The organism is Mesorhizobium delmotii (assembly GCF_900149755.1).
Taxonomy (GTDB): domain Bacteria; phylum Pseudomonadota; class Alphaproteobacteria; order Rhizobiales; family Rhizobiaceae; genus Mesorhizobium; species Mesorhizobium delmotii.
This window is the reverse complement of record NZ_FUIG01000036.1, coordinates 25,164-43,604: the sequence shown is the minus strand read 5'-3', so window position 1 is coordinate 43,604 and position 18,441 is coordinate 25,164. Positions and strand designations below refer to the sequence as shown.

At 58.6% G+C, this 18,441-nt stretch carries 19 protein-coding genes and 2 pseudogenes; 4 read left to right on the top strand and 17 right to left on the bottom strand.

Translation table 11 applies throughout. The features are described 5' to 3' along the window. Positions 1-27: 27 nt before the first annotated feature. The 14 genes and pseudogenes from BQ8482_RS21535 to BQ8482_RS40115 form a co-directional block, all read right to left on the bottom strand. Complete coding sequence (locus tag BQ8482_RS21535) at positions 28-969, bottom strand: ABC transporter ATP-binding protein (protein WP_208867806.1); 942 nt, start codon at positions 967-969, stop codon at positions 28-30. A gap of 110 nt (positions 970-1,079) precedes the next feature. Further along, positions 1,080-2,096 (bottom strand): ABC transporter ATP-binding protein, encoded by a 1,017-nt coding sequence (locus BQ8482_RS21530; protein ID WP_123149445.1) that lies wholly within the window; start codon positions 2,094-2,096, stop codon positions 1,080-1,082. Between the two features lie 34 nt (positions 2,097-2,130). Next, positions 2,131-3,645 (bottom strand): ABC transporter substrate-binding protein, encoded by a 1,515-nt coding sequence (locus BQ8482_RS21525; RefSeq protein WP_244602916.1) that lies wholly within the window; start codon positions 3,643-3,645, stop codon positions 2,131-2,133. 67 nt (positions 3,646-3,712) lie between these two features. Further along, a complete protein-coding gene (locus BQ8482_RS21520; protein WP_123149486.1) occupies positions 3,713-4,618 on the bottom strand; it encodes an ABC transporter permease in 906 nt (301 codons plus the stop codon). Between the two features lie 2 nt (positions 4,619-4,620). After that, complete coding sequence (locus BQ8482_RS21515) at positions 4,621-5,532, bottom strand: ABC transporter permease (RefSeq protein WP_123149485.1); 912 nt, start codon at positions 5,530-5,532, stop codon at positions 4,621-4,623. An 85-nt stretch (positions 5,533-5,617) separates the two neighbouring features. After that, positions 5,618-5,803: a helix-turn-helix domain-containing protein gene (locus tag BQ8482_RS40625; protein ID WP_244602925.1), complete on the bottom strand. Its 186-nt coding sequence runs from the start codon at positions 5,801-5,803 to the stop codon at positions 5,618-5,620. Between the two features lie 21 nt (positions 5,804-5,824). Beyond that, positions 5,825-6,787, bottom strand: a pseudogene (locus tag BQ8482_RS38685) (IS5 family transposase); the annotation flags it as partial. A 159-nt stretch (positions 6,788-6,946) separates the two neighbouring features. Continuing rightward, positions 6,947-8,500: an asparagine synthase-related protein gene (locus tag BQ8482_RS21505; RefSeq protein ID WP_165848656.1), complete on the bottom strand. Its 1,554-nt coding sequence runs from the start codon at positions 8,498-8,500 to the stop codon at positions 6,947-6,949. A 348-nt stretch (positions 8,501-8,848) separates the two neighbouring features. Then, on the bottom strand, positions 8,849-9,484 hold the full coding sequence (locus tag BQ8482_RS21500) for a CDP-alcohol phosphatidyltransferase family protein (RefSeq protein WP_123149442.1): 636 nt from the start codon (positions 9,482-9,484) through the stop codon (positions 8,849-8,851). Further along, positions 9,481-10,299, bottom strand: a complete 819-nt coding sequence (locus BQ8482_RS21495) for a phosphocholine cytidylyltransferase family protein (RefSeq protein ID WP_123149441.1) — start codon at positions 10,297-10,299, stop codon at positions 9,481-9,483. Before BQ8482_RS21495 ends, BQ8482_RS21500 begins: the two co-directional genes overlap by 4 nt. 29 nt (positions 10,300-10,328) lie before the next feature. Then, positions 10,329-11,537: a pyridoxal phosphate-dependent aminotransferase gene (locus tag BQ8482_RS21490; RefSeq protein ID WP_123149440.1), complete on the bottom strand. Its 1,209-nt coding sequence runs from the start codon at positions 11,535-11,537 to the stop codon at positions 10,329-10,331. A gap of 16 nt (positions 11,538-11,553) precedes the next feature. Then, a complete protein-coding gene (gene aepX, locus BQ8482_RS21485; protein WP_123149439.1) occupies positions 11,554-12,513 on the bottom strand; it encodes a phosphoenolpyruvate mutase in 960 nt (319 codons plus the stop codon). 588 nt (positions 12,514-13,101) lie between these two features. After that, positions 13,102-13,272 (bottom strand): aldehyde dehydrogenase family protein, encoded by a 171-nt coding sequence (locus BQ8482_RS40120; protein WP_280178858.1) that lies wholly within the window; start codon positions 13,270-13,272, stop codon positions 13,102-13,104. A 127-nt stretch (positions 13,273-13,399) separates the two neighbouring features. Next, positions 13,400-13,681: pseudogene (locus BQ8482_RS40115) on the bottom strand (aldehyde dehydrogenase family protein); the annotation flags it as partial. Positions 13,682-13,836: 155 nt separating this feature from the next. On the opposite strand from BQ8482_RS40115, the gene BQ8482_RS21475 reads away from it, so the two are divergent. The 3 genes from BQ8482_RS21475 to BQ8482_RS21465 all read left to right on the top strand — a co-directional run bounded on the left by BQ8482_RS21475 (position 13,837) and on the right by BQ8482_RS21465 (position 16,483). Further along, the gene (locus BQ8482_RS21475; protein ID WP_123149438.1) at positions 13,837-14,946 is read left to right on the top strand and encodes an IS110 family RNA-guided transposase; all 1,110 of its coding nucleotides are present in this window, start codon (positions 13,837-13,839) and stop codon (positions 14,944-14,946) included. 746 nt (positions 14,947-15,692) lie between these two features. After that, positions 15,693-16,202 (top strand): hypothetical protein, encoded by a 510-nt coding sequence (locus tag BQ8482_RS21470; RefSeq protein WP_123149437.1) that lies wholly within the window; start codon positions 15,693-15,695, stop codon positions 16,200-16,202. Next, positions 16,199-16,483, top strand: coding sequence for a hypothetical protein (locus BQ8482_RS21465; RefSeq protein ID WP_123149436.1), 285 nt, complete (start codon positions 16,199-16,201; stop codon positions 16,481-16,483). The genes BQ8482_RS21470 and BQ8482_RS21465 overlap by 4 nt, the downstream gene beginning before the upstream one ends. A gap of 89 nt (positions 16,484-16,572) precedes the next feature. On the opposite strand, the gene BQ8482_RS39415 is transcribed toward BQ8482_RS21465, so the two are convergent. From BQ8482_RS39415 to BQ8482_RS21455, 3 genes are all read right to left on the bottom strand, one after another. Beyond that, entirely contained in the window at positions 16,573-16,974 is a 402-nt protein-coding gene (locus BQ8482_RS39415) for a hypothetical protein (RefSeq protein ID WP_008872065.1), read from the bottom strand. Positions 16,975-17,372: 398 nt separating this feature from the next. Continuing rightward, positions 17,373-17,498: a hypothetical protein gene (locus BQ8482_RS40110; RefSeq protein ID WP_280178857.1), complete on the bottom strand. Its 126-nt coding sequence runs from the start codon at positions 17,496-17,498 to the stop codon at positions 17,373-17,375. Beyond that, a complete protein-coding gene (locus BQ8482_RS21455; RefSeq protein ID WP_165848655.1) occupies positions 17,495-18,094 on the bottom strand; it encodes an ABC transporter substrate-binding protein in 600 nt (199 codons plus the stop codon). Before BQ8482_RS21455 ends, BQ8482_RS40110 begins: the two co-directional genes overlap by 4 nt. Positions 18,095-18,199: 105 nt before the next feature. Here BQ8482_RS21455 and BQ8482_RS37780 point away from each other — a divergent pair, with 105 nt between their 5' ends. After that, a complete protein-coding gene (locus BQ8482_RS37780) occupies positions 18,200-18,430 on the top strand; it encodes a hypothetical protein (RefSeq protein WP_133254808.1) in 231 nt (76 codons plus the stop codon). Positions 18,431-18,441: the final 11 nt, after the last annotated feature.

Below are 18,441 nucleotides of genomic sequence, written 5' to 3'. Positions count from 1 at the left end.
AATTACGTGAGGCAACACGACAGCAATTCAGAATTGCCCCTTCAAATCGAAAGGTACACGCTTGATGCATGCCGTCCAATGTCCCGGCGCAACCTGCCGCAGTGCCGGTGAAGCCGTTGCACATTCAGGGCTGGCGATCGGGCACCTGGTTCTAAAGACGCAGCCGGAAGGCGGTGAAAGGGCACTCGGCACTTCACCTTTCAGGAACACCCGGTCTCGTCGTCGAAGGCTTGGATGTTCGACCGGCAGTGCGGCCAGCAAGGCTTCGGTATAGGGATGCGCAGGCGCATCCCAGAACATTGCCGAAGGGGCGATCTCCATGATCCGACCGAGATACATGACGATCACCCGGTCGGCGATGTGGCTGACCGCGCGCAGATCATGCGAGATGAAAAGCATCGTCAGGGACAACTTGTCCTTCAGATCCAAGAGCAGGTTGAGGATCTGCGCCTGAACCGAAACATCGAGAGCCGAAATGGGCTCATCGGCGACGATAAAATCCGGCTCGGTCGACAATGCCCTGGCGATGGCAATCCGCTGGCGCTGGCCACCGCTGAAGCTGTGCGGATAACGGGAGCCATGCGTGGAGGACATTCCGACCTGGGAGAAGACTTCGGCCACGCGCTCGATCCGTGCTCTCGACGTCAGATGAGCATGATGGATCGACAGCGGTTCACCGACGATTTCCCCGACGTTCATGCGTGGGCTGAGGCTGCTATAGGGATCCTGGAACACCATCTGCATATGCCGCCGAAAGGAGCGCATTTCCTTTGGCGTCAAGGTCGTCAGATCGATCCCTTTGAACCGAACCCGACCCGAACTCGGCGGGGTCAGCCGCAGCAAGCTGCGCCCCAATGTCGTCTTACCTGAACCGGATTCGCCGACCAGAGCGACGATCTCACCAGGAAATATCGAAAACGATGCCCCGTCGACGGCTTTGATGAATCTCTTGGAATGGAACGGCGACATTCTGCGGAGCGGCAGATGGACGCGAAGATCCTCGACCTCGAGCAGAGACGGAGCGCTGAACGCCGGGACCGCACCGCCATCGGGCGTGTCGAAATGGGCAAAGGACGCATTCATGCTACTGCCTCCGGCTGCGCATCCGCAGAGGTGATTTCACGCCAACGCCAACAACGAACGCTGTGTCCGTCGGCCATGTCGAGTTCCGGCATGTGGCGTGCGCAGTCCGCCACCGCATGGCTGCAGCGCGGACGAAAGGAACAGCCGGTTGCCAGATGAGCAAGCTCGGGAGGGCTGCCGGGAATAGCGGAAAGCCGACGCGGAAATGCACGGCCGGACCACAATTGCGGCCGTGCTTTCAGCAGCCCGCGTGTGTAAGGCATCCGTGGCGTGTCGAAGATCTGCATGACTGCGCCCTCCTCGACAATCCGGCCAGCGTACATCACAACGACCCGGTCAGCGATCTCGGCAACGACACTAAGATCATGCGTGATGAACAGCATGGCCATGCCGGTCTCTTGCTGTAGTTCGTGAAGAAGAGCGAGAATTTGCGATTGGACCGTGGCATCGAGAGCCGTCGTGGGCTCGTCGGCGATAAGCAATTTCGGCCGACATGATAGAGCAATCGCGATCATTGCTCGCTGGCGCATACCGCCGGAAAGCTGATGAGGATAGTCATCGAGGCGCCGCTCGGCATCGGCAATGCCGACGCGGTCAAGCAGTTCTCTGGCCTGCCTTCGAGCGTCGCGAAGAGTGCATCGTTGATGGGTCAGCAGAACCTCCATCAACTGGTTGCCGATCGTGTAGACCGGATTGAGCGCCGCGGCAGGCTCCTGAAAGATCATGGCGATGTCGTTGCCAAGAATGCTGCGCAGGCGGCGCGCCGGAATATGGAGAAGGTCCTCCCCTTGATAGAGGACCTTCCCCGCAACGATCCGCCCCAGCGACTTCGGTATAAGGTTCAGGATGGAAAACGCGGTTGCCGATTTGCCTGAGCCGGATTCTCCAACAAGGCAGACCGTGCTCCCTTGTCGAACCGAGAATGAGACCCCTTCGACTGCTTTGACAGTTCGGTCATGGGCATAGAAATGGGTGCGCAAATTCTCGACGCGGAGGAGTTCGCTCTCGTTCATCCTGATCTCACCTGATTGCTGGGGCTCCGACGGTTCACTTCGTGAAGTGAACGTTGTCGGGACGGAAATCCATCGTGTATTCCGTGTTCGGAAGCCACTGGATACCAGACCTGACTCCGTAGAAATCCGGAGCGCGATAGAGATACGTGCCGGGGGCATCTTCTTCGAAGATATCAATCATCTTCTGGTAGATGTCGTGCCGACGCTTTACATCGAGGGTGGTTTCGCCCTGCTCGGCCAGCTCGTCAAATTCGGTCTCGTCTTTCCACAGCTGCTTAGACCAGGTCATATAGAGGGTGACCGCGGGATCTGTCGGTACGACCCAGTCCGAGGCGTTTTTGACGGTCAGGATCGGGTCGTCCTTCTTAAGTTTGCTCCACCCTTCATCAACTCTTACACTGGCGTTCACGCCAATCGCTTTCCACATCTCTACAACAGCTTCGGCAACAGCAACGCCATTGGTGTAATAGACGGGATGTGTCACGTAGAAGATCGGTTCGCCTTTGTACGCCGACTCCTTCAGTAGCTGCCTGGCACGGTCGGGGTCGTAGGCCAAGACCGGGCGATCGGGATTGTAAAGCTCGGGTCCCCATGCCTCATACTGCGCAGAATGCGGGATGGTGGCCTTGCCATCCCAGAGGGCGTTCGCGAGCAGTTGGCGATCGATTGCAAGGTTCAGGGCTTGACGCAGTTTCTTGTCGGCCATCACCGGGTTGTAGGTGTTGTATTGAATGAAGTGATGGTTTGCCATGGTGCTGCGGACTTCGCAGCAACCAAGATTTTGGACAGCAGCCAATTGGTCCGGCGGCAGGCTGTTGATGATGTCCACTTCGCCATTCGCGAGTGCCGTTATTCGCGCCGAAACCTCGGGGATGGCCTTGAAGGTCAACGCGGAGATTGTAGGACTTCCTCGGAAGTAGGAGTCGTTTGCCGTGAGTTCCATGCTTTCATCAGGCTGGAGTTTGACCAAGGAAAACGGACCCGTGCCAATCGGCTTCTGACCGAATCCGGCCTCGCCAACCGACTCAAAATAAGCCTTCGGCACGATGTCGCTGGCGTGATAGGCCAGCAAATGAAGCAGAACAGGGCTAGGTTCCTTGGTGGTGATCCGCACGGTCAGGTCATCGACGACGTCAACCCGCTTAATGACCTTCAGAAGGTTTCTGGTACTGACGTAGTCGGAAGCCGGATCCAGGATGCGATCGAAAGTGAACTTGACGTCAGCACTGGTGAGGGGCTGACCGTTGTGGAAATGGACGCCTGGCCGAAGAGAAAACTCTATGGTGCGGTCATCGATCCGCTTCCAGCTTTTTGCGAGGCCTGGGACAAGTTCATAGGCCGTCCGGTCCTTGCTTTTGGAGAAGTCTCTCGCAACAAGCGTGTCGAACATGTTGTAGATTATCGGTATGTCAACATTACCGAGCGCCAGGCCGGGATCGAAGTTTGCACGAACCGTGTTGACGCCGACGGTCAGTGGCGGTCTCGTCTCGTCCTGCGCAACCGCGAAGGTCGGCAACAGCATAGCAACTGCTAGAAGTAGATATCGCATTCGGGTCTCCCAAAAAAAGGTGGATGATGTTAGGCATTCCTGCAGGAATAGAGTGAGGGCTGCACCATTATGTGCGGCTCTGAGGATCGAGCGCGTCGCGCAGCCAATCCCCGATGATGGATGCTGCGACCGTGATCATGACGATCACGACACATGGTATGATGGCGAGCCAAGCGGAGGAGATCAGGTAGTTTCTTGCCTCGCCAAGCAACGAGCCGAGAGAAACATTTGGCGGCTGAACGCCGACGCCAAGGAACGAAAGGGAGGACTCCAGAACCACCATTTCGGCAAAGCTCAAGCTCGCCAAGACGATGATGGGCGAGAATGTGTTAGGAAGAACGTGACGTATCGCAATTCGCCAAGGCGACGCGCCGGAGCAGCGAGCGGCTTCGATGAAGCTGCGTCCTTGCAAGGCTTGCACCTGCCCACGGACAACACGGGCGTACCTGTAGTAATCGGAAAAGCCAACGATCAGCACCAAAGTCAGGGGATGCGTGCCAACAAGGGAGACCGCTGTAAGGGCGATCAACGTCGTCGGCACCGCGGCCTGTGCGTCGATCACCACCGAAATGCACTGGTCGATCCATCCTCCAGCAGTCCCTGCAATCAGCCCGGTTAACGTGCCTGTAATGACACCGATAAGAACGCCAGCGCCAGCGATAAGCAATGTCGTGCGCGTTGCGAAAAGCAGGCGAGAAAATACGTCGCGCCCAAGATGATCGGTTCCAAGGAGATGGTCACTTGCACCGCCGGCGAATATGGGCGGTCGAAGCCGGCTCAAGAGGCTCTGCCCCGCAATCTCATGCGGAGCGATTGCAGGGGCTGCAGCAGCCAGCAGCACGACAACAAGCAGGAACAAGCAGGAAATGATCATCACTGACGGCAGTCGGTCACGTCGTTTCGAGGCCGACAACCGTTCAACTCCGAAACCGCCAGCATTCAGTTCCGGTGCGTCATTGATACTGTTGGTCATGATCATCTCCCTTGGACCCGCGGATCAAGCAGACCGTAGGCAAGATCAACGAGAAGGTTAGCCAGGATGACTGCTGCAGAAAAAACGAGGATTCCGAATTGCAGCATCGCGAAATCGCGCTTCATAACGGCCTCGATCACAAGCCGCCCTACACCCGGCCACGCAAAAACCGATTCCGTCACCACCGCGCCCGCGATCAGACCTCCGAGTTGCAGTCCGAGGATCGTCAGTACGGGCAGAATGGCGTTCCTTAAGCCGTGCTTCAGCACGACAACGGCTGGGCTTAGACCCTTGCTGCGGGCGTAACGCATGTAATCCTGTGACAAGACTTCGAGCATGCTGCTGCGGACGAGCCGCGATATGTTCGCGGATGCTGCGACTGCAAGTGTGATGACGGGAAGGATCATATGCTTCCAGGTCCCCATGCCGCCACTTGGCAGAAGCTTTAAGGACAGGCTGAAAATCAAGATTGCTGCAATGCCGACCACAAAATTGGGAATGGCCTGCATCACGACCGTTGCAGTCGTGACTGAACGGTCGAAAAGAGCGTTGTGATGGAGTGCAGCCCAGAGGCCACCGCCTAAACCAATGGCGATGGACAAGACGAAAGCGGGAATGGTCAGAAGGAGGGTGTTCGGAACCCGCTCCATGAACAGTTCGACCACGGGTCGGTTCGAGAAGAAACTCTGCCCGAAATCTCCGCGCAGTAGTGCGGCGCTGTACCGGACGTATTGCGTCCCCACATCATCATCGAGCCCGAGCTTTGTCCTCAGCTCAATCCGTTGTTCCTCGGGAAGGTCGGGCGAAATGAGGAAGGATGTGGGATCTCCGGTCATGCGTGTCGCAAAGAACACGATGGTGAGGATCGCCCACAAAGTGATAGCGCTGCGCAAGGCTCTCGAGATGAAAAACACCAACTCTCTCCACCACACAGCAACAAGCTAAGTTTCATGATATTTCGGCATCCGACAGAGGAGGTAACCAGATGTCTAGGTTTCTTTAGTTTGCCCGTGTTACGTTTTGATGACAGTCGCGATGCGAAGTGGGGGCAGAACCTGTCCCTCCAGACACAGGCCGAACGGACCGTGAGCCTTCATCCCGGACACGCATGAGCGTCTGCCGGCTGGTCGCGAACTTTTTGGCGACGGCCGAAACACTCATTCCCGTTGCGAGATTGTCGCGCACGTCCTGCTTCAATTTTTCGTTGATCGTCGACGGGCGCCCGAGAGCCTTGTTGAGGATGGTGGAGGCGATGGCAACTTCTGCCTGCTGGGCGGGAAAGGAGAGCTGGCGCCCGCAGACGCCTTCCGATGACGGCCCTGTATCGCCCGATGGGCTGTCTCGACCAGAGACCGCTTGCCGCGGCCGGTGGAGGCTTGCCATTTCATCCGTATCTCTTTGGATCGCTGCGATGTGGTTGTCCCGTTGGTACGGCATTCCTGCATCTGCCAGTTCGACCGCGTTGGCACGCGGCGGAATGACGATCGCGGCAGCAGCGCTGTGGTTGATGACGGAATCGTAGGTTGGCTTTCCGTCATGGGGCGCCGTCGACAGTGAACTGTCTGATCGGACCGTCAATCTGGTCGAGCAGTGGGCCCACCGGAGAAGCATCGCCGGTGTCCTGGTCGGTCAGGGTATGGGCGATGGTCTCACCGCTATCGGCATCCAGCGCCAGATGCAGCTTGGGCCAGCAACGGCGGGAGTTGGCACCATGCATCTCCTTCAGCCATTGTCCCGCTCCATAGACCTAGAAGGCCAGTGCTGTCGATCAGCACGTGCAATGGTCCGTCCGGTGGCGGCTTATGGGCTGGCGACTGGTGCAAGATTGCCATGTCCGTGCCCGCTGGCTCAGCGTCGCGTGATCGTGAACAGCAAAGTCCAGGTTCATCAACTGCAGAAACTATACCAATAGGCCTTCGACCTGGGGCAGTCGCAGACCAAACACTAGCCCCAGCGTCAGGCAGGTCTCGATCGCCAGATCGGAATAGCGATGCTGGCCGCCAATGTCTTGCGCCTCGGCGCTTGCCGTTTGGACAGGGCTTCCGATGTCACCCACAGGGTGAGGCTGCCACGTCGACGTAACCCCTCTTCATATTCCGGCCAGTTTCTCACTTTGAACTTCGTCTTGCCGATACGGTGACGGCGGCCGGAATTGTGTTTGAAAGGCATGACAGCGGCACAACGGTCATTAAGGTTGCAGCCTACATATACGTCCAGCACTGAACGATCCGTGCACCAAAGCCCGAGATTAGCGAACGTCACCACGCCGATAAGATACTCATCGGTCACGCCGATTCGCTCCAAGTCGGGTCTTCTCTGATGTCTCCCTTAGATAGGCTTTGACTGGGACGGTGCATTCGCAAAGGCATCCGTCCAAATCTCAAATATCAGCATGTTCCAAAGGGTCTGGAATCGCGCCTTCGTGAAGTTGTCTTTGCTTTCGGATATACACGCCTGCACATCGTCAGGAGATACGATCGCATGTAGTTCAACGCGGTCCTTCGTCAGGTACCGTCGCGAGAGTTCCAATAGGGTGTCGCGCATGTCGGCATCATAACGCAGTTGTTGAATCCCCTTCGGCCGCTGAAGAATTTCAGGAGGAAGCAGACTGCTGATGCTCTCCCGGAAGAAAGACTTGACATGACATTCCGTCACCTTTTGTCGAGCGGGGAGGCGTAGGGACAAGTCGAGCAAGGATCGTCTCGATAGTGGCATAACCAACTCAAGCTCCGCGCGCGAAGCGAGTAAGGTCTGCGCACCGATACGTTCGTCCCAGTCGGTGAGGGATTGGCGAAGATTTTCGAAAAGGAGGTCTTTGGGACCTTTTCCTGATTGGTCCTTGCGCGAAACGTCATCGCGCACGTCGTTCATCCTAAGCCAAAGATCCCTATGGTAGGGCATGCCGCCAAAAAGCGTGTCGCTGAGATTGCCCGAAAAAAGGGTTTGCACGGACCTCGACGCGTCTCGCCACAAGGCGAAAAGGCAGGGAAATTCATCATAGCCGCCCGGATTACCCAGAACTCGTACGACTTGCTGCATGAGGGAAGCCAAGTCTTGCGCGCCGACGATAATTTCGTGATGCTCCAAGCCAAGATGGGAGGCGGTCGCGCGACCTCCTTGGATCTCCCGGTCCTCCTCGCCGTAACCAACGGTGAAGCTCCGTATGACACGGCGCGGATCGGCTTCTTGCAGCAGCGCTGCGATCGCGGCGGAATCGATGCCGCCGCTGAGTGAAACGCCAATATCGCCTTGCGAACGTTGAAGTGATTCCGCCACAGCCCGACGAAGAAGCGACAACAATTCGTCGGACGACAGTGGGTCTCTGGGCTGAGTATACTCATTTGCCTGAGGCTGCAGGCGACGAAGACAGTGCAACTCATGACCGAATATCTCGACGAAGCCAGCTCGCGCTGGCCGTATATCGCGATGGAAGGTCAATCCAGCCGGCGCCCAACCACGCTCGATGAATGCACGAACGGCAGCGACATCGAAGGCGGGATGAAGTTCCGGCAGCTTGCATAGTGGTGCGTAGGTCGTGGAAAATGCAATGCCAGACGGGAGATGTGCGATGAATAGCGGGCGGGTCCCGAAGGTATCCCGTGCAATGTGCAATCTGCCACTCGCGGCGTCGTGCAGGGCGATGGCAAATTGACCATCAAGGTCGTCGAACGCGTCTTGTCCGCGTGATCGATATTCCTGCACGAAACGATCAGGATCGAATGCGATGCGCTGACGCTCTTTCGTCGCAATATAAGCCACTTCATCGAACAACAGACTCACACTACCACGCCGGAATTGCGAAAGTTCATTTGGCAGATGGTCACCGTCGTAACGAGCTTTATCTTTTTCGCTGAGCTCGCGGCTGGCGAACTCGCTGGTCACGGAGAACTCGCCGTGCTCGTACCTCCCTACGATCGCTATCATTGCATTCAGCCCCCAAACTATGATTCCGCGGCGCGCGGCAAAGGCCAGAAGGACGCCAAAAAGCTGGCGTAAGGGAATGCTCGTTCGCGAATCGAGGCCCGGACGCCGTCCATGTCGGAAACGTTTAACCCTCTTAAATACGTTTACGTAGTGCTCGACGATGGCAAAGAGTTCGCAAGGGTCTGGCAGCCTACAGCCGGCTACCTGGCATGCGAACATATTGGCTGTGCTGTGATAATGGGAACTCCGGTCCCGATCAGTGCGATCTCGTTCATCCCATTTCCCCACTTGCTCATCTCGCGAAACTCAGTTTGCCGGAACCGAAGCTCCGATTTCTTGCAGGGCAACCAAGGCCATAGATGCAGCGATAGCGCATGCGGTGGCTATCGGGACCGCCCTTCCCCGGATCGACGGGACACGAATAATTGTCGTGACGTGGAGCACTGCCAACGCGATGAACAGCATCGCCACCGTTGCTGCGAAAGAGGTCGGCGAGAGAAAAGGTCTAAGGAGCAGCAGTAAAGCAAGGAGCGGAGTGTCGTAAGAGACTGGAATGCCGGTGAAGCGCGCGTCAGCCGTCAATCCAACGTTCTCGAAATAGCTGAGCCTGATGGCGCCCGCCAACACAAGAATCAAACTCGCTATCAACGATAGGACACTCCCCTGGCCGATGAGAATTATCACGGCCGCCGGGAAGACCACTCCATGAAGGAAGTCGCCGAACCCGTCGAAGCTCTTTCCGAAATCCGCCAACCCCGGACGGCGAAGGTGGCTCGTCTTGCGCGCAACGTGCCCGTCCCAATGGTCCAGAAACCAGGTCCAGAGCATGGCTGCGACACCGAGCTCGATCTTTCCATTGAGGGCGAGGTACAACCCCACGACCGCGAACAGGAAGGCGAGCGCCGTGATGGCATTCGCATAATCACGCAGGTAGCCGATCATCTCCTTGCTCCTGCCGCGAGTTTGGCTGAGGATGGATCGGACAATGCAAGTGCCGGCGGCAACCTGAAAATCTCCTCCGCCAACTGGAGATCGGCCTCGCTGTCGATCTCGAACCAGCGGGTGTCGCTGCAGTCAGCCGCAGAAAGCGGCAGCTCGCGGTTTTCTACCAGAGGGGCCAGAATCTGTTCGACATAGGCGGTCCGATGCCCGCTTTCGACTGCGCGATGTAGCGCCGGCACTAGCCGATCGTGCAGTGCCGCCGCAGAGAGATGGGTCAGGTTGATCGTCTTGAAGAGACTCCTTGCCTGCGCCTGGGCCGGCGTCTGGTTCATCACGAACGTGGAGACGGAGTGATCTTCGGCCAATTCGACCGCCGACCCGCTCATTGCTTCGGTGAAAGCGGCTACCGCTGCGACGTTCTTTTTCGTCGGGGAGACAGTCCGAAGCGTCCGTTCCAGCACCTCGCGCTCAAAGAACACATCGCCTTCGAGCAAGACAGTGTCGCCGGCAAGCATTGTGTTCCGCGCCAGCCAGAGAGAATAGGCGCTGCCGGTCCGGTCAAATATCGGATTGTAGACATACTCGATTTCCACACCCTCTGAGCGCCGGCCGCACGACTTCTCGATGGCTTCCTTGCGGTAGCCCACGACAATGGTCGCTTCGCATATTCCGAGCTCGGAGAGCTGATGCAGCGCGTTGTGCAGCATAGGGGTGCCGTTTACCTTTACCAGAGGTTTCGGAACGGCATCCGTGTGAGGGCGCAGTCTCGATCCCACGCCTGCGGCGAGGATGACCGCCCGAGTACGGTTGGTCATATCAATGTCACGTCCTTCTGATGAGAGGCTCAGGCAGCCACATGTCTGGTCTTGAGGCTGTTCAACGTTTCGACGACCCTCTGCAGTCCCTGCTCCAGCTGGCCTGGGGGCGCCCCGAAGGACAGTCGCAGACCATTCGGATCACCGAACGTGCCACCGGCGACGGAGCCCACGCCGATTTCATCGAGAAGCAACTGGGCAACGTCGTCTGTGGTCCGCACGGGTCCCCCCTGCGGCAGCGAAGCGATCAACGTGCTCAAGTCGAGATAGAAGAAAAACGAACCCTCGGCGCGCGGTGCATCGACATCGCGCAGGCCGGACAGAATGTGCAGCCCCACGGTACGAGCATCAGTCAATCGCCGGTGCATCTCCCGTTCGAAACGGCCATCACCAACCTGTAGGTGATGCAGAATGGCGTGTTGCGCAATCACGTTGGGGTTAGAGGTCGTGTGACTCTGCAGTTTCTTGGCCGCGGAAACGATCTCCGGCGGCGCCGCAAAATAGCCCATGCGCCATCCAGTGATCGCCAGCTCCTTGGAGAAGGCATTTACCAGGATTGTCCGCGACCGAACCCCGGGATGGGCCATGACGACGGACTCATGGCGTCCACCCGTGAAGACAAAGCTGGAATAGCATTCGTCGGAAACGATCCAGAGCTGATAATTGATAGCGATATCGCCAATGGCCTGAAGCGTTGTTCGACCGTAGACAGCGCCTGTGGGATTGTTAGGCGAGTTGATGATGATGGCTTTCGTGCGCCGTGTGACGGCGGCGCGGATTGCGCCAATGTCGGGAACATAGGTTGGCGGCCGGACATCGACGAATACGGGCTTTGCGCCGGCAAGAAGAACTTGGGACGGGAATGTCGGCCAGCACGGGCGAAAGATGATGACCTCGTCGCCTGGGTCGAGCACAGCCAGAGCAGCGTCGAGCAATCCTTGTTTTGCGCCCGCGGTGATGACGATATCGTCGGTGTTCCAGCCAACGCCTGTTTCGATCGTCAGTTTTTTCGCGACGGCTTCCCGGAGCGGTGCCAGACCGATTGAATCCGTGTAGCGGTTCGTGCCGGCATTGATTGCGGCGATAGCTCCATTGCGAACTGACGTAGGCGGCTCGATGATCACCTCGCCGGCCGCCAGATCGATGATCTGACGGCCGGCCGCGGCAGCGACCTTGGCTGCCTCGCGGGCGGCGGCAGTGCCCGGACCTGAAAGCAAGGACATCCGCTGCGCAAGCATGTGCGCCTCTCCTGAGCTAATTGTCGAATTTTTGAACTTGGTCCGAGTCGCTCGGACGTCGCTCTGCTGTCCGCTTCGGCAGATACTGTTCTTCCGCCTGAGCCAGTTCGTGATAGCCGATCAGGCTGAACAGCTCGTCGAGGCCGGCAACATGGTCCTCTATCCCGGCGATGCTTTCTTCCGACCAGATGCGGCCGCAGATGTCACGCATGCCAGCGATCGCCGCCCGCATCGAATGGTTGGCCCAGATGACCGTCGAAATGCCGGCATCACGAAAAACCGAAGCCGGCGTTTTGTAGTATTTGGTGGGGACGATGACGATCGGCAGCTTGCTCCATTCCTGGGCGAAGGTCAGGATCTCGTCTGCGACGGCCTTGCCGGAGTGTATGAGGATCGCGTCGGGGCCGGCTTCTGCATAAGCCTCGGCCCGGACCAGCGCCTCATCGAGACCGTGACCGGCGATCAGCGCCTCGATCCGCGCGACGACGACGAAATCCGGTCCCGTCGTGTCTTTCACGGCTTTGAGCCGGCCGCAGAATTCGTCGATGTCAGCAAGCGGATGCCGATCCCCGACAAAGGAGTTCAACTTCGGAAAACCCTTGTCTTCAAGGCACATGCCGCTGGCCCCGCGTTGCTCAAGCTTCCGCGCGACCAAGCGAGCATTGTTGAAATTTCCGAAGCCGCTGTCACCATCAACAAGAACAGGGATGTCCGTCGCATCGACTATGCGCTCGACGACGTCGACGACTTGGGTCCAACTCGCTTCGTTGGCGTCGCGATAGCCAAGCGCCGAGGCGATGGAAAGACCAGAGGCCCAGAGCCCGCGAAAGCCGGCACGCTCGGCAATCGCTGCCGAAAGCCCATCATGCGCTTCCATCAAAAATGTCAGTTCCTTCGAGAGAAGGAGCTCGCGAAGGGTCGTCGATGACACCGTCACCGGCAAGACTTCCGCCCCAAACGAAATCGCCTTGCTCATTGTATGACCTCCTCCATAAACTCAGGTCCAATGAACTCAGTGAAACGGGACGATTACTCATCGTCGCCCTCACCTCGCTGTAGAAAAGTCCTTTGGCCTACATATGTGCGATGGTCGTGAGATCCGCTGGAAGCGGCTCTGTGCCGGAGCGCACGGTACGGCTCAAGCAGCAAGAGCCATGCCAGCTAAAAAGCCGTTGTTATTGCATTAGGTTGCGTTGCGCGGCTGGTTCCGTTTGTTAGCGGCGCTACGATTCTGTCGGGAACAAGCTATTTCAGGACCGCGATTAGTGTGCTTGCAAGCCGCCCGCGTGCTGACATCGGGCTTGCAGCACGGGGATCTCACTTGGTGAAGCCGCTGGGCAAGAGGGCGATCTATGGGCGGCAAGCCTTGTACATGCCTTTGCCCGAAAGTCGGAAGCCTCTGCCAATTTGCGCGTGGCCATAGGCCAAAGAGCACAGTGGATTTGGTGAGCCGGCGCGAGCATGCATGCGGCGGTCACGATTTAGAGCTTCCGCCACCGCGGACTGGGCCGACCGCTGACCAGAAATACACGCTGGCAATTTTTCGGAATAAGGCGCGCTGCCCTCAAGCTGGAGAAAATACCGCATCCCGCTTTGCCGAGCACTCCAGTCTATGAATCAGATCCCACCCATGCAGGTATTTCATCTCGAGGTAACCCTCGAGCCCGTGGCGGGAACCCTCCCGACCTATGCCGGATTGCTTCATCCCACCGAAGGGGGCTGCTTCGCAGGACATGCGGCCGGTGTTGATGCCCACCATTCCGTATTCCAGGACCTCGGCCACGCGCCGGACGGTTCAGATTGGAGGCATCAAGGCCGTAGATAGTGTCGTAGGCTTCGCGCACGACCTGCTCCGCATCGTCGAAGCGAATGGTCGGTGCCAATGGCCCAAATGTCTCCTCTCGCGACTGCCATTCCGCTGGAAAAGTCGGTGAGGACGGTCGTTGGAAGAACGTACCTTGCTCGCCGACGCGATTGCCCCCCCATCGAATCGTACCGCCTTTTGCGACGGCATCGGCGATGTGAGATTCGATCTTGGCCGGTGCACGCCTGTCGATCAGCGGTCCGATAGCTGCTGCTGTTACCGACCTGAAGCTGGGGAACCTGGCCGGCCTCCGCGCTCTCCAAGGCGGGGAGATTGGCAAGGCACAAGCAGGAAGCGACTTTGCCAGATCCGGACATTTTAGACGTTATGACCGTGGTCTGAGCGGCGGCCCGCCCTTTAGTCTTTGCAGCTGTTAAGCAAACGGGGGTTGCTCGGGAGTGCCGAGCCGAGCCCCAAGCGAAGAAAGGACGGGCCATGAAGCAAGATAGCGTTTTTTACATCGGTGTCGATGTGTCGAAAGCCAAGCACGCAATTGCGGTTGCCGAAGGCGGACGGCATGGGGAGGTCCGGTATTTCGGCGAGATCGAGGCGACGCCGGCGGCGGTGGAACGGCTTGTGCGCAAGCTGGAGAAAAAGCATCCACACCTGCATTTTTGCTATGAAGCGGGCCCGACCGGTTACGGGCTTTATCGCCAGATCGTCGAGCTCGGCCACCGCTGCGATGTCGTTGCGCCCTCGTTGATCCCCAAGCGCGCGGGCGAGCGCGTCAAGACGAACCGGCGCGATGCGGTCTCCCTGGCGCGGCTTTTGCGGGCGGGCGAACTGAAGGGGATCTGGGTTCCGGACGCGGTGCATGAAGCGGTGCGCGATCTGGTGCGGGTGCGGGCCGCGGCGAGCGAGGATCTGCGCAAGAAGCGCCAGATGCTGCTTTCGTTCCTACTGCGCCATGGCCGGGTCTTTACCGGTCGCAAGAACTGGAGCCGGGCCTATGCCTGCTGGCTGGCGGCGCAAAAATTCGATCATCCGGCCCAGCAGATCGTGTTCCAGGACCAGGTCGACGTGATCACCGATGCGCAGAACCGGCTGGAGCGGCTGGATGGGCAGTTGGCCGAGCTGGCGCCCAGCTGGTCGATGGCGCCGGTGGTGGCGGCCTACCAGGCGCTTCGCGGCGTCTCCTTTGTCGTTGCCGTCACCTTCGTCAGCGAAGTCGGCGATGTCCGCCGCTTCGACAATCCGCGCCAGCTGATGGCTTTTCTCGGCCTGGTGCCTTCGGAGCGCTCGACCGGCGACACGGTGAAGCGTGGCGGTCTGACGCTGGCCGGCAACCGCGCGCGACGCGTCCTGGTGGAAGGTGCCTGGAGCTATCGCCATCCGGCCAGAGTGACGGAGCCCATTCGAGTCCGCCTCGAGGGCCTGCCGAAGGCGGTGCGGGAGATCGCCTGGAAGGCGCAGACACGGCTTTGCGCCCGCTACCGGCGCATGATGGCTGCGGGCAAGAAGAAACCCATCGTGATTGCGGCGATCGCGCGCGAGATGGCGGCGTTCCTATGGGCCATCGGCCACCAGGTCGAACCGGTCAACTGAAATGCAGCCCGCTTCTTCACCGAAGATCAGGATCCCGGCAAGCGCGCCCCTGGCGCGGGCGCCGCCGGATTGAGGGCTCTGCCCGCGCCGGATCTCCCGGCGGAAAAACCGGGCAGCACGGCGACGGGATGTGGCCACGGTGGGGAACTCCCGTGCTAAGTATGTGGCTGGGCATCAGCCCAACGCCCGGTATTAGACAGGGACAGCCCAGGACGGATTACGGAAGTGCGGTAACCAACCCGCGGATAAGAGCTGGATCAACCGTCGTCTAAGGCCCATCCCGTCTCCGTGCTGCCCTCATCAATGGCAAACAAAACCTGTGGCAAAAGGCATAGGGCGAAAAAGGTCATCCATCATTCTTGACCACGGTCATAAGAACTTAGCTGCTACAGTCTAAAGTCGCATAACATTGCAGTGCGGAACTCAATGGCGACCTGTGCCGGGGGTCGCTTCATCACAACGTCTGACCCTTTCACGACTCTTTCTTTCACGGTCGCCCAACGGCAGACCGCGACTCTAGGCAGGTCTTGGCGCTACGCTCGGGGAATAGCAGATTTGCGCCGCATTCCGGCCCTTTATCCAGGTTGCACGAGTTCTTAAAAGCGGAAAGTCGGGTCAGTAGCCGAGACGTCAGCATTGGGTGCGGACGAGCGGACGCGGCTGCACCAACATCGCTCAGATGATAGCCTTCTTGCAATGGCTGAGCTCAGACCACAAAGTCGGTACGTATTATCTAGAGGTCTCTAATGAGTGCTCGCCTATCGACAGCCATCCGGATCGGCGAAGCCGCAAAGGCCATTTTACGAAAGACTCAGAGCTTTCCAACCAAGGGTTTCGGAGATCATGAAGACCTGAGCGAACGCGAACATATCGGTGTTGAGCCGATGCTCCTGGCACTTTCGATGGAGTTGGCACTCAAAGCGTGGTTCGTTTTCGACCACGACGATCCAAAAGCTACCAAATCGCACGACCTGATGAAGCTGTTTGACGACCTAAAGCCCGAAAGCCAGAAGAAACTTGACGCGGAGTTCAAGAGATCAGTGGCTCCCTACCATCCCAACGGTCTCTACATCGACTACAGCATCCGTCAGATTCTGTATCAGCACAAAGATGCCTTCATCGACTGGCGGTATCTCCATGAGGCCAATAAATCGATGATGTTCGATCAGGGTGCTTTTGAGGCAACGCTTGAAATGGTGCTCCGGGAGTTCGAGAAGAGATATCGCATTGAGCAAGTTATGCCGGTGTCGATTTGAGCGGACCTCGCAACGCGATCGCCGCAATCGCCGTCATGGATACGAAAACGCGGGTCGATCTCGCCCGAGTTAAGATCAAGAATGTCGTTGACGGAATCAGCGCCCTTTTGCTGATCTCAGAGCAGAATGCTCTGATTGTGTATTCGCCGTTGTTGGCGGGGCAGATTCCGGCATCGAGCGCGGGCCACGCCTTCAATTCTTTTCAGCGCGCCATGCACGGCTACGAGATCGTCCAGCTCTGTGCCCTTTGGGACAAACCGGATGGCAGCCTCCGCCCATAACAGCCTCGGCGACTGATCAACGGTGCGGCGTAGATGCCAATAAGGATACCGATCATCATCCCGAGCAGGAGGCTTCGACCGCTCACGGATCAATAGCCGTTGTCTCGGAGAAACTGGTCGATGGCTGCCTTTATGATCACCGTCATCTTGATGTCGTTGTCGAAGGCGGCCTTTTGCAGTCGCAGCTTCGTGTCGTAGTCCAGCGGGCAATTGACGTAGTGCTTGGCTTCTCGCGCGTGCGCGCGTTTGAGGTCGCGCAAGCGATAGCGTCCCTCCTCCTGAGCCAGAGCACGTTCGATCGCCTTGCTCTTGCGCTCTTCACTGCTCGGGTTCGGCAGACTGCGCTGCGGCCGTTCTCTTGTCGCATCCGCTTCTGAAACCGGCGCCGCTGTTGGTTCCCTTGCAGCCGTTCCAGCCTCTGCCTTTTCCGACAAAGAGGCTGGTTTCATTGCGGCTTTGGATACCGTCTGCATTCGGGTCTGTACGGCCACGGTTGAACATCCTCCTTGGGTCGACATTGGCGCCTGAGACGATAGTGCCCTGAAGGTTCTGCAAAAAGCTTTGGAGAGAGAACAGCCCATGCTCTGAGGTGAGGGCGGCCATGGCACGCTGGTGACGTTACGACCACCGATTCCCGTGGAAGGGGAGTGCCATGACCAAGCGAGACGTTAGACTGAGCGGAGGCGAGTTGAAAGCGTTGCTGTTGTCGGATGAGGACGGCTTTCGCAAGGTTTTGCAGACTGTCGTGCAGGAGACTTTGTAAGCCGAGATGACGGAGGCGGAACGGGAAATGCTCCGTGCCGATCTCGAACTTGCTGGGAGAAGCTCGCGAGGCTGCTACTGGAATTGGCGAGGATGCTGACATAGGACTGGCGGACCTGCGAGTCAGTCATATCGACCTTCGCCTCCCGGCCTCGCCGAAACGCCGGAAGAGGTCGAACGCGGCCATGCCCTTTTCGTCGATAAAGGCAACCTTCGTTCCCTCGGCATTACCGACCGAGCCGCCGCGGCTCATGATGTGGCCCTGCGAGAGAAGGAATTGTAGCGCGTATAGGCCCCGAGGACATCGGGATGGGCTTCCTGGATCTTCCGTGCGACGGCCAGTATGCCGTCCCAATCGGCGGGCAGCTCCTTGTTGCCGCCCTGCACTTCGGCAATGAGATCAGCGTTGTAATAGAGGATCGGAAAGGCAAAGGCGACGCCGAGGGCATAGACCTTGTCGTTGATCTTGCCAGTTGCGACCACAGAAGGAGAATATTGGGTCTCACTCCATCCGCCGTCGGCCGCCATCAGGCCGTCCAGAGGCTGGATATGGCCGCCATCCGCGAGCAGCTTCAGGTAGTTGAAGCCCTGAAACGAGACGTCCGGCAGATCGTTTATCACGGCTTGGCGCATCGTGCGCTGGATCGTGTCGATCTGGTGGCGCTGGGACGTGTCGATCTGAAAATGGATGGTCGGGTTCTTCGCCTCGAATGCGGTGACAAGGTCCTTGAACATGTCCGCAAAGATCGAGGGCGTCTTGTCGACCCTGAGGGTGATGTCCGCGGCCTGAGCCGGTAGGACAAGGGCTGTGCACGCGATGAGCATGGCCCCGAACAGTTTCGAAAACATCGGTCGTCTCTCCGTGGGTGATGGCCGCATGCAGCGGCCTGTTGCTTATGCGCCGGCGCGATTGCCGGCGGTCAAAAGTCCTTGGGCCGCCCGAGATTGGCGGCGATGATGCGCAGGCCGCACTCGATCGCCGCGTTCGAGCGGCGAGCTCAGCGACAGCCGCACGGCATTGGGCGGTGGCGTGTCGTCGACCGCGAAAGTGGCGGGGCGGACCAGAACCTGCCGGTTCTTGAGGCTGGCCGCGAAGGCGTGGCGGTCGTGGGCGGCGCTGAGACGCAGCCAGACGTGCATCGCGCCCGGCTTGGAAACCAGATCCGCATCGGCCAGGATCGATGAAGCGAGCTTCT

Bases quoted from the DNA above. Each gene is read 5' to 3' on its own strand.
- BQ8482_RS21535 (WP_208867806.1), bottom strand. From the start codon at position 969: ATGTCGCCGTTCCATTCCAAGAGATTCATCAAAGCCGTCGACGGGGCA.
- BQ8482_RS21530 (WP_123149445.1), bottom strand. From the start codon at position 2,096: ATGAACGAGAGCGAACTCCTCCGCGTCGAGAATTTGCGCACCCATTTC.
- BQ8482_RS21525 (WP_244602916.1), bottom strand. From the start codon at position 3,645: ATGCGATATCTACTTCTAGCAGTTGCTATGCTGTTGCCGACCTTCGCG.
- BQ8482_RS21520 (WP_123149486.1), bottom strand. From the start codon at position 4,618: ATGACCAACAGTATCAATGACGCACCGGAACTGAATGCTGGCGGTTTC.
- BQ8482_RS21500 (WP_123149442.1), bottom strand. From the start codon at position 9,484: ATGATCGGCTACCTGCGTGATTATGCGAATGCCATCACGGCGCTCGCC.
- BQ8482_RS21495 (WP_123149441.1), bottom strand. From the start codon at position 10,299: ATGACCAACCGTACTCGGGCGGTCATCCTCGCCGCAGGCGTGGGATCG.
- BQ8482_RS21490 (WP_123149440.1), bottom strand. From the start codon at position 11,537: ATGCTTGCGCAGCGGATGTCCTTGCTTTCAGGTCCGGGCACTGCCGCC.
- aepX (WP_123149439.1), bottom strand. From the start codon at position 12,513: ATGAGCAAGGCGATTTCGTTTGGGGCGGAAGTCTTGCCGGTGACGGTG.
- BQ8482_RS40120 (WP_280178858.1), bottom strand. From the start codon at position 13,272: ATGTCCTGCGAAGCAGCCCCCTTCGGTGGGATGAAGCAATCCGGCATA.
- BQ8482_RS21475 (WP_123149438.1), top strand. From the start codon at position 13,837: ATGAAGCAAGATAGCGTTTTTTACATCGGTGTCGATGTGTCGAAAGCC.
- BQ8482_RS21470 (WP_123149437.1), top strand. From the start codon at position 15,693: ATGAGTGCTCGCCTATCGACAGCCATCCGGATCGGCGAAGCCGCAAAG.
- BQ8482_RS40110 (WP_280178857.1), bottom strand. From the start codon at position 17,498: ATGAGCCGCGGCGGCTCGGTCGGTAATGCCGAGGGAACGAAGGTTGCC.
- BQ8482_RS21455 (WP_165848655.1), bottom strand. From the start codon at position 18,094: ATGTTTTCGAAACTGTTCGGGGCCATGCTCATCGCGTGCACAGCCCTT.
- BQ8482_RS37780 (WP_133254808.1), top strand. From the start codon at position 18,200: ATGATGCGCAGGCCGCACTCGATCGCCGCGTTCGAGCGGCGAGCTCAG.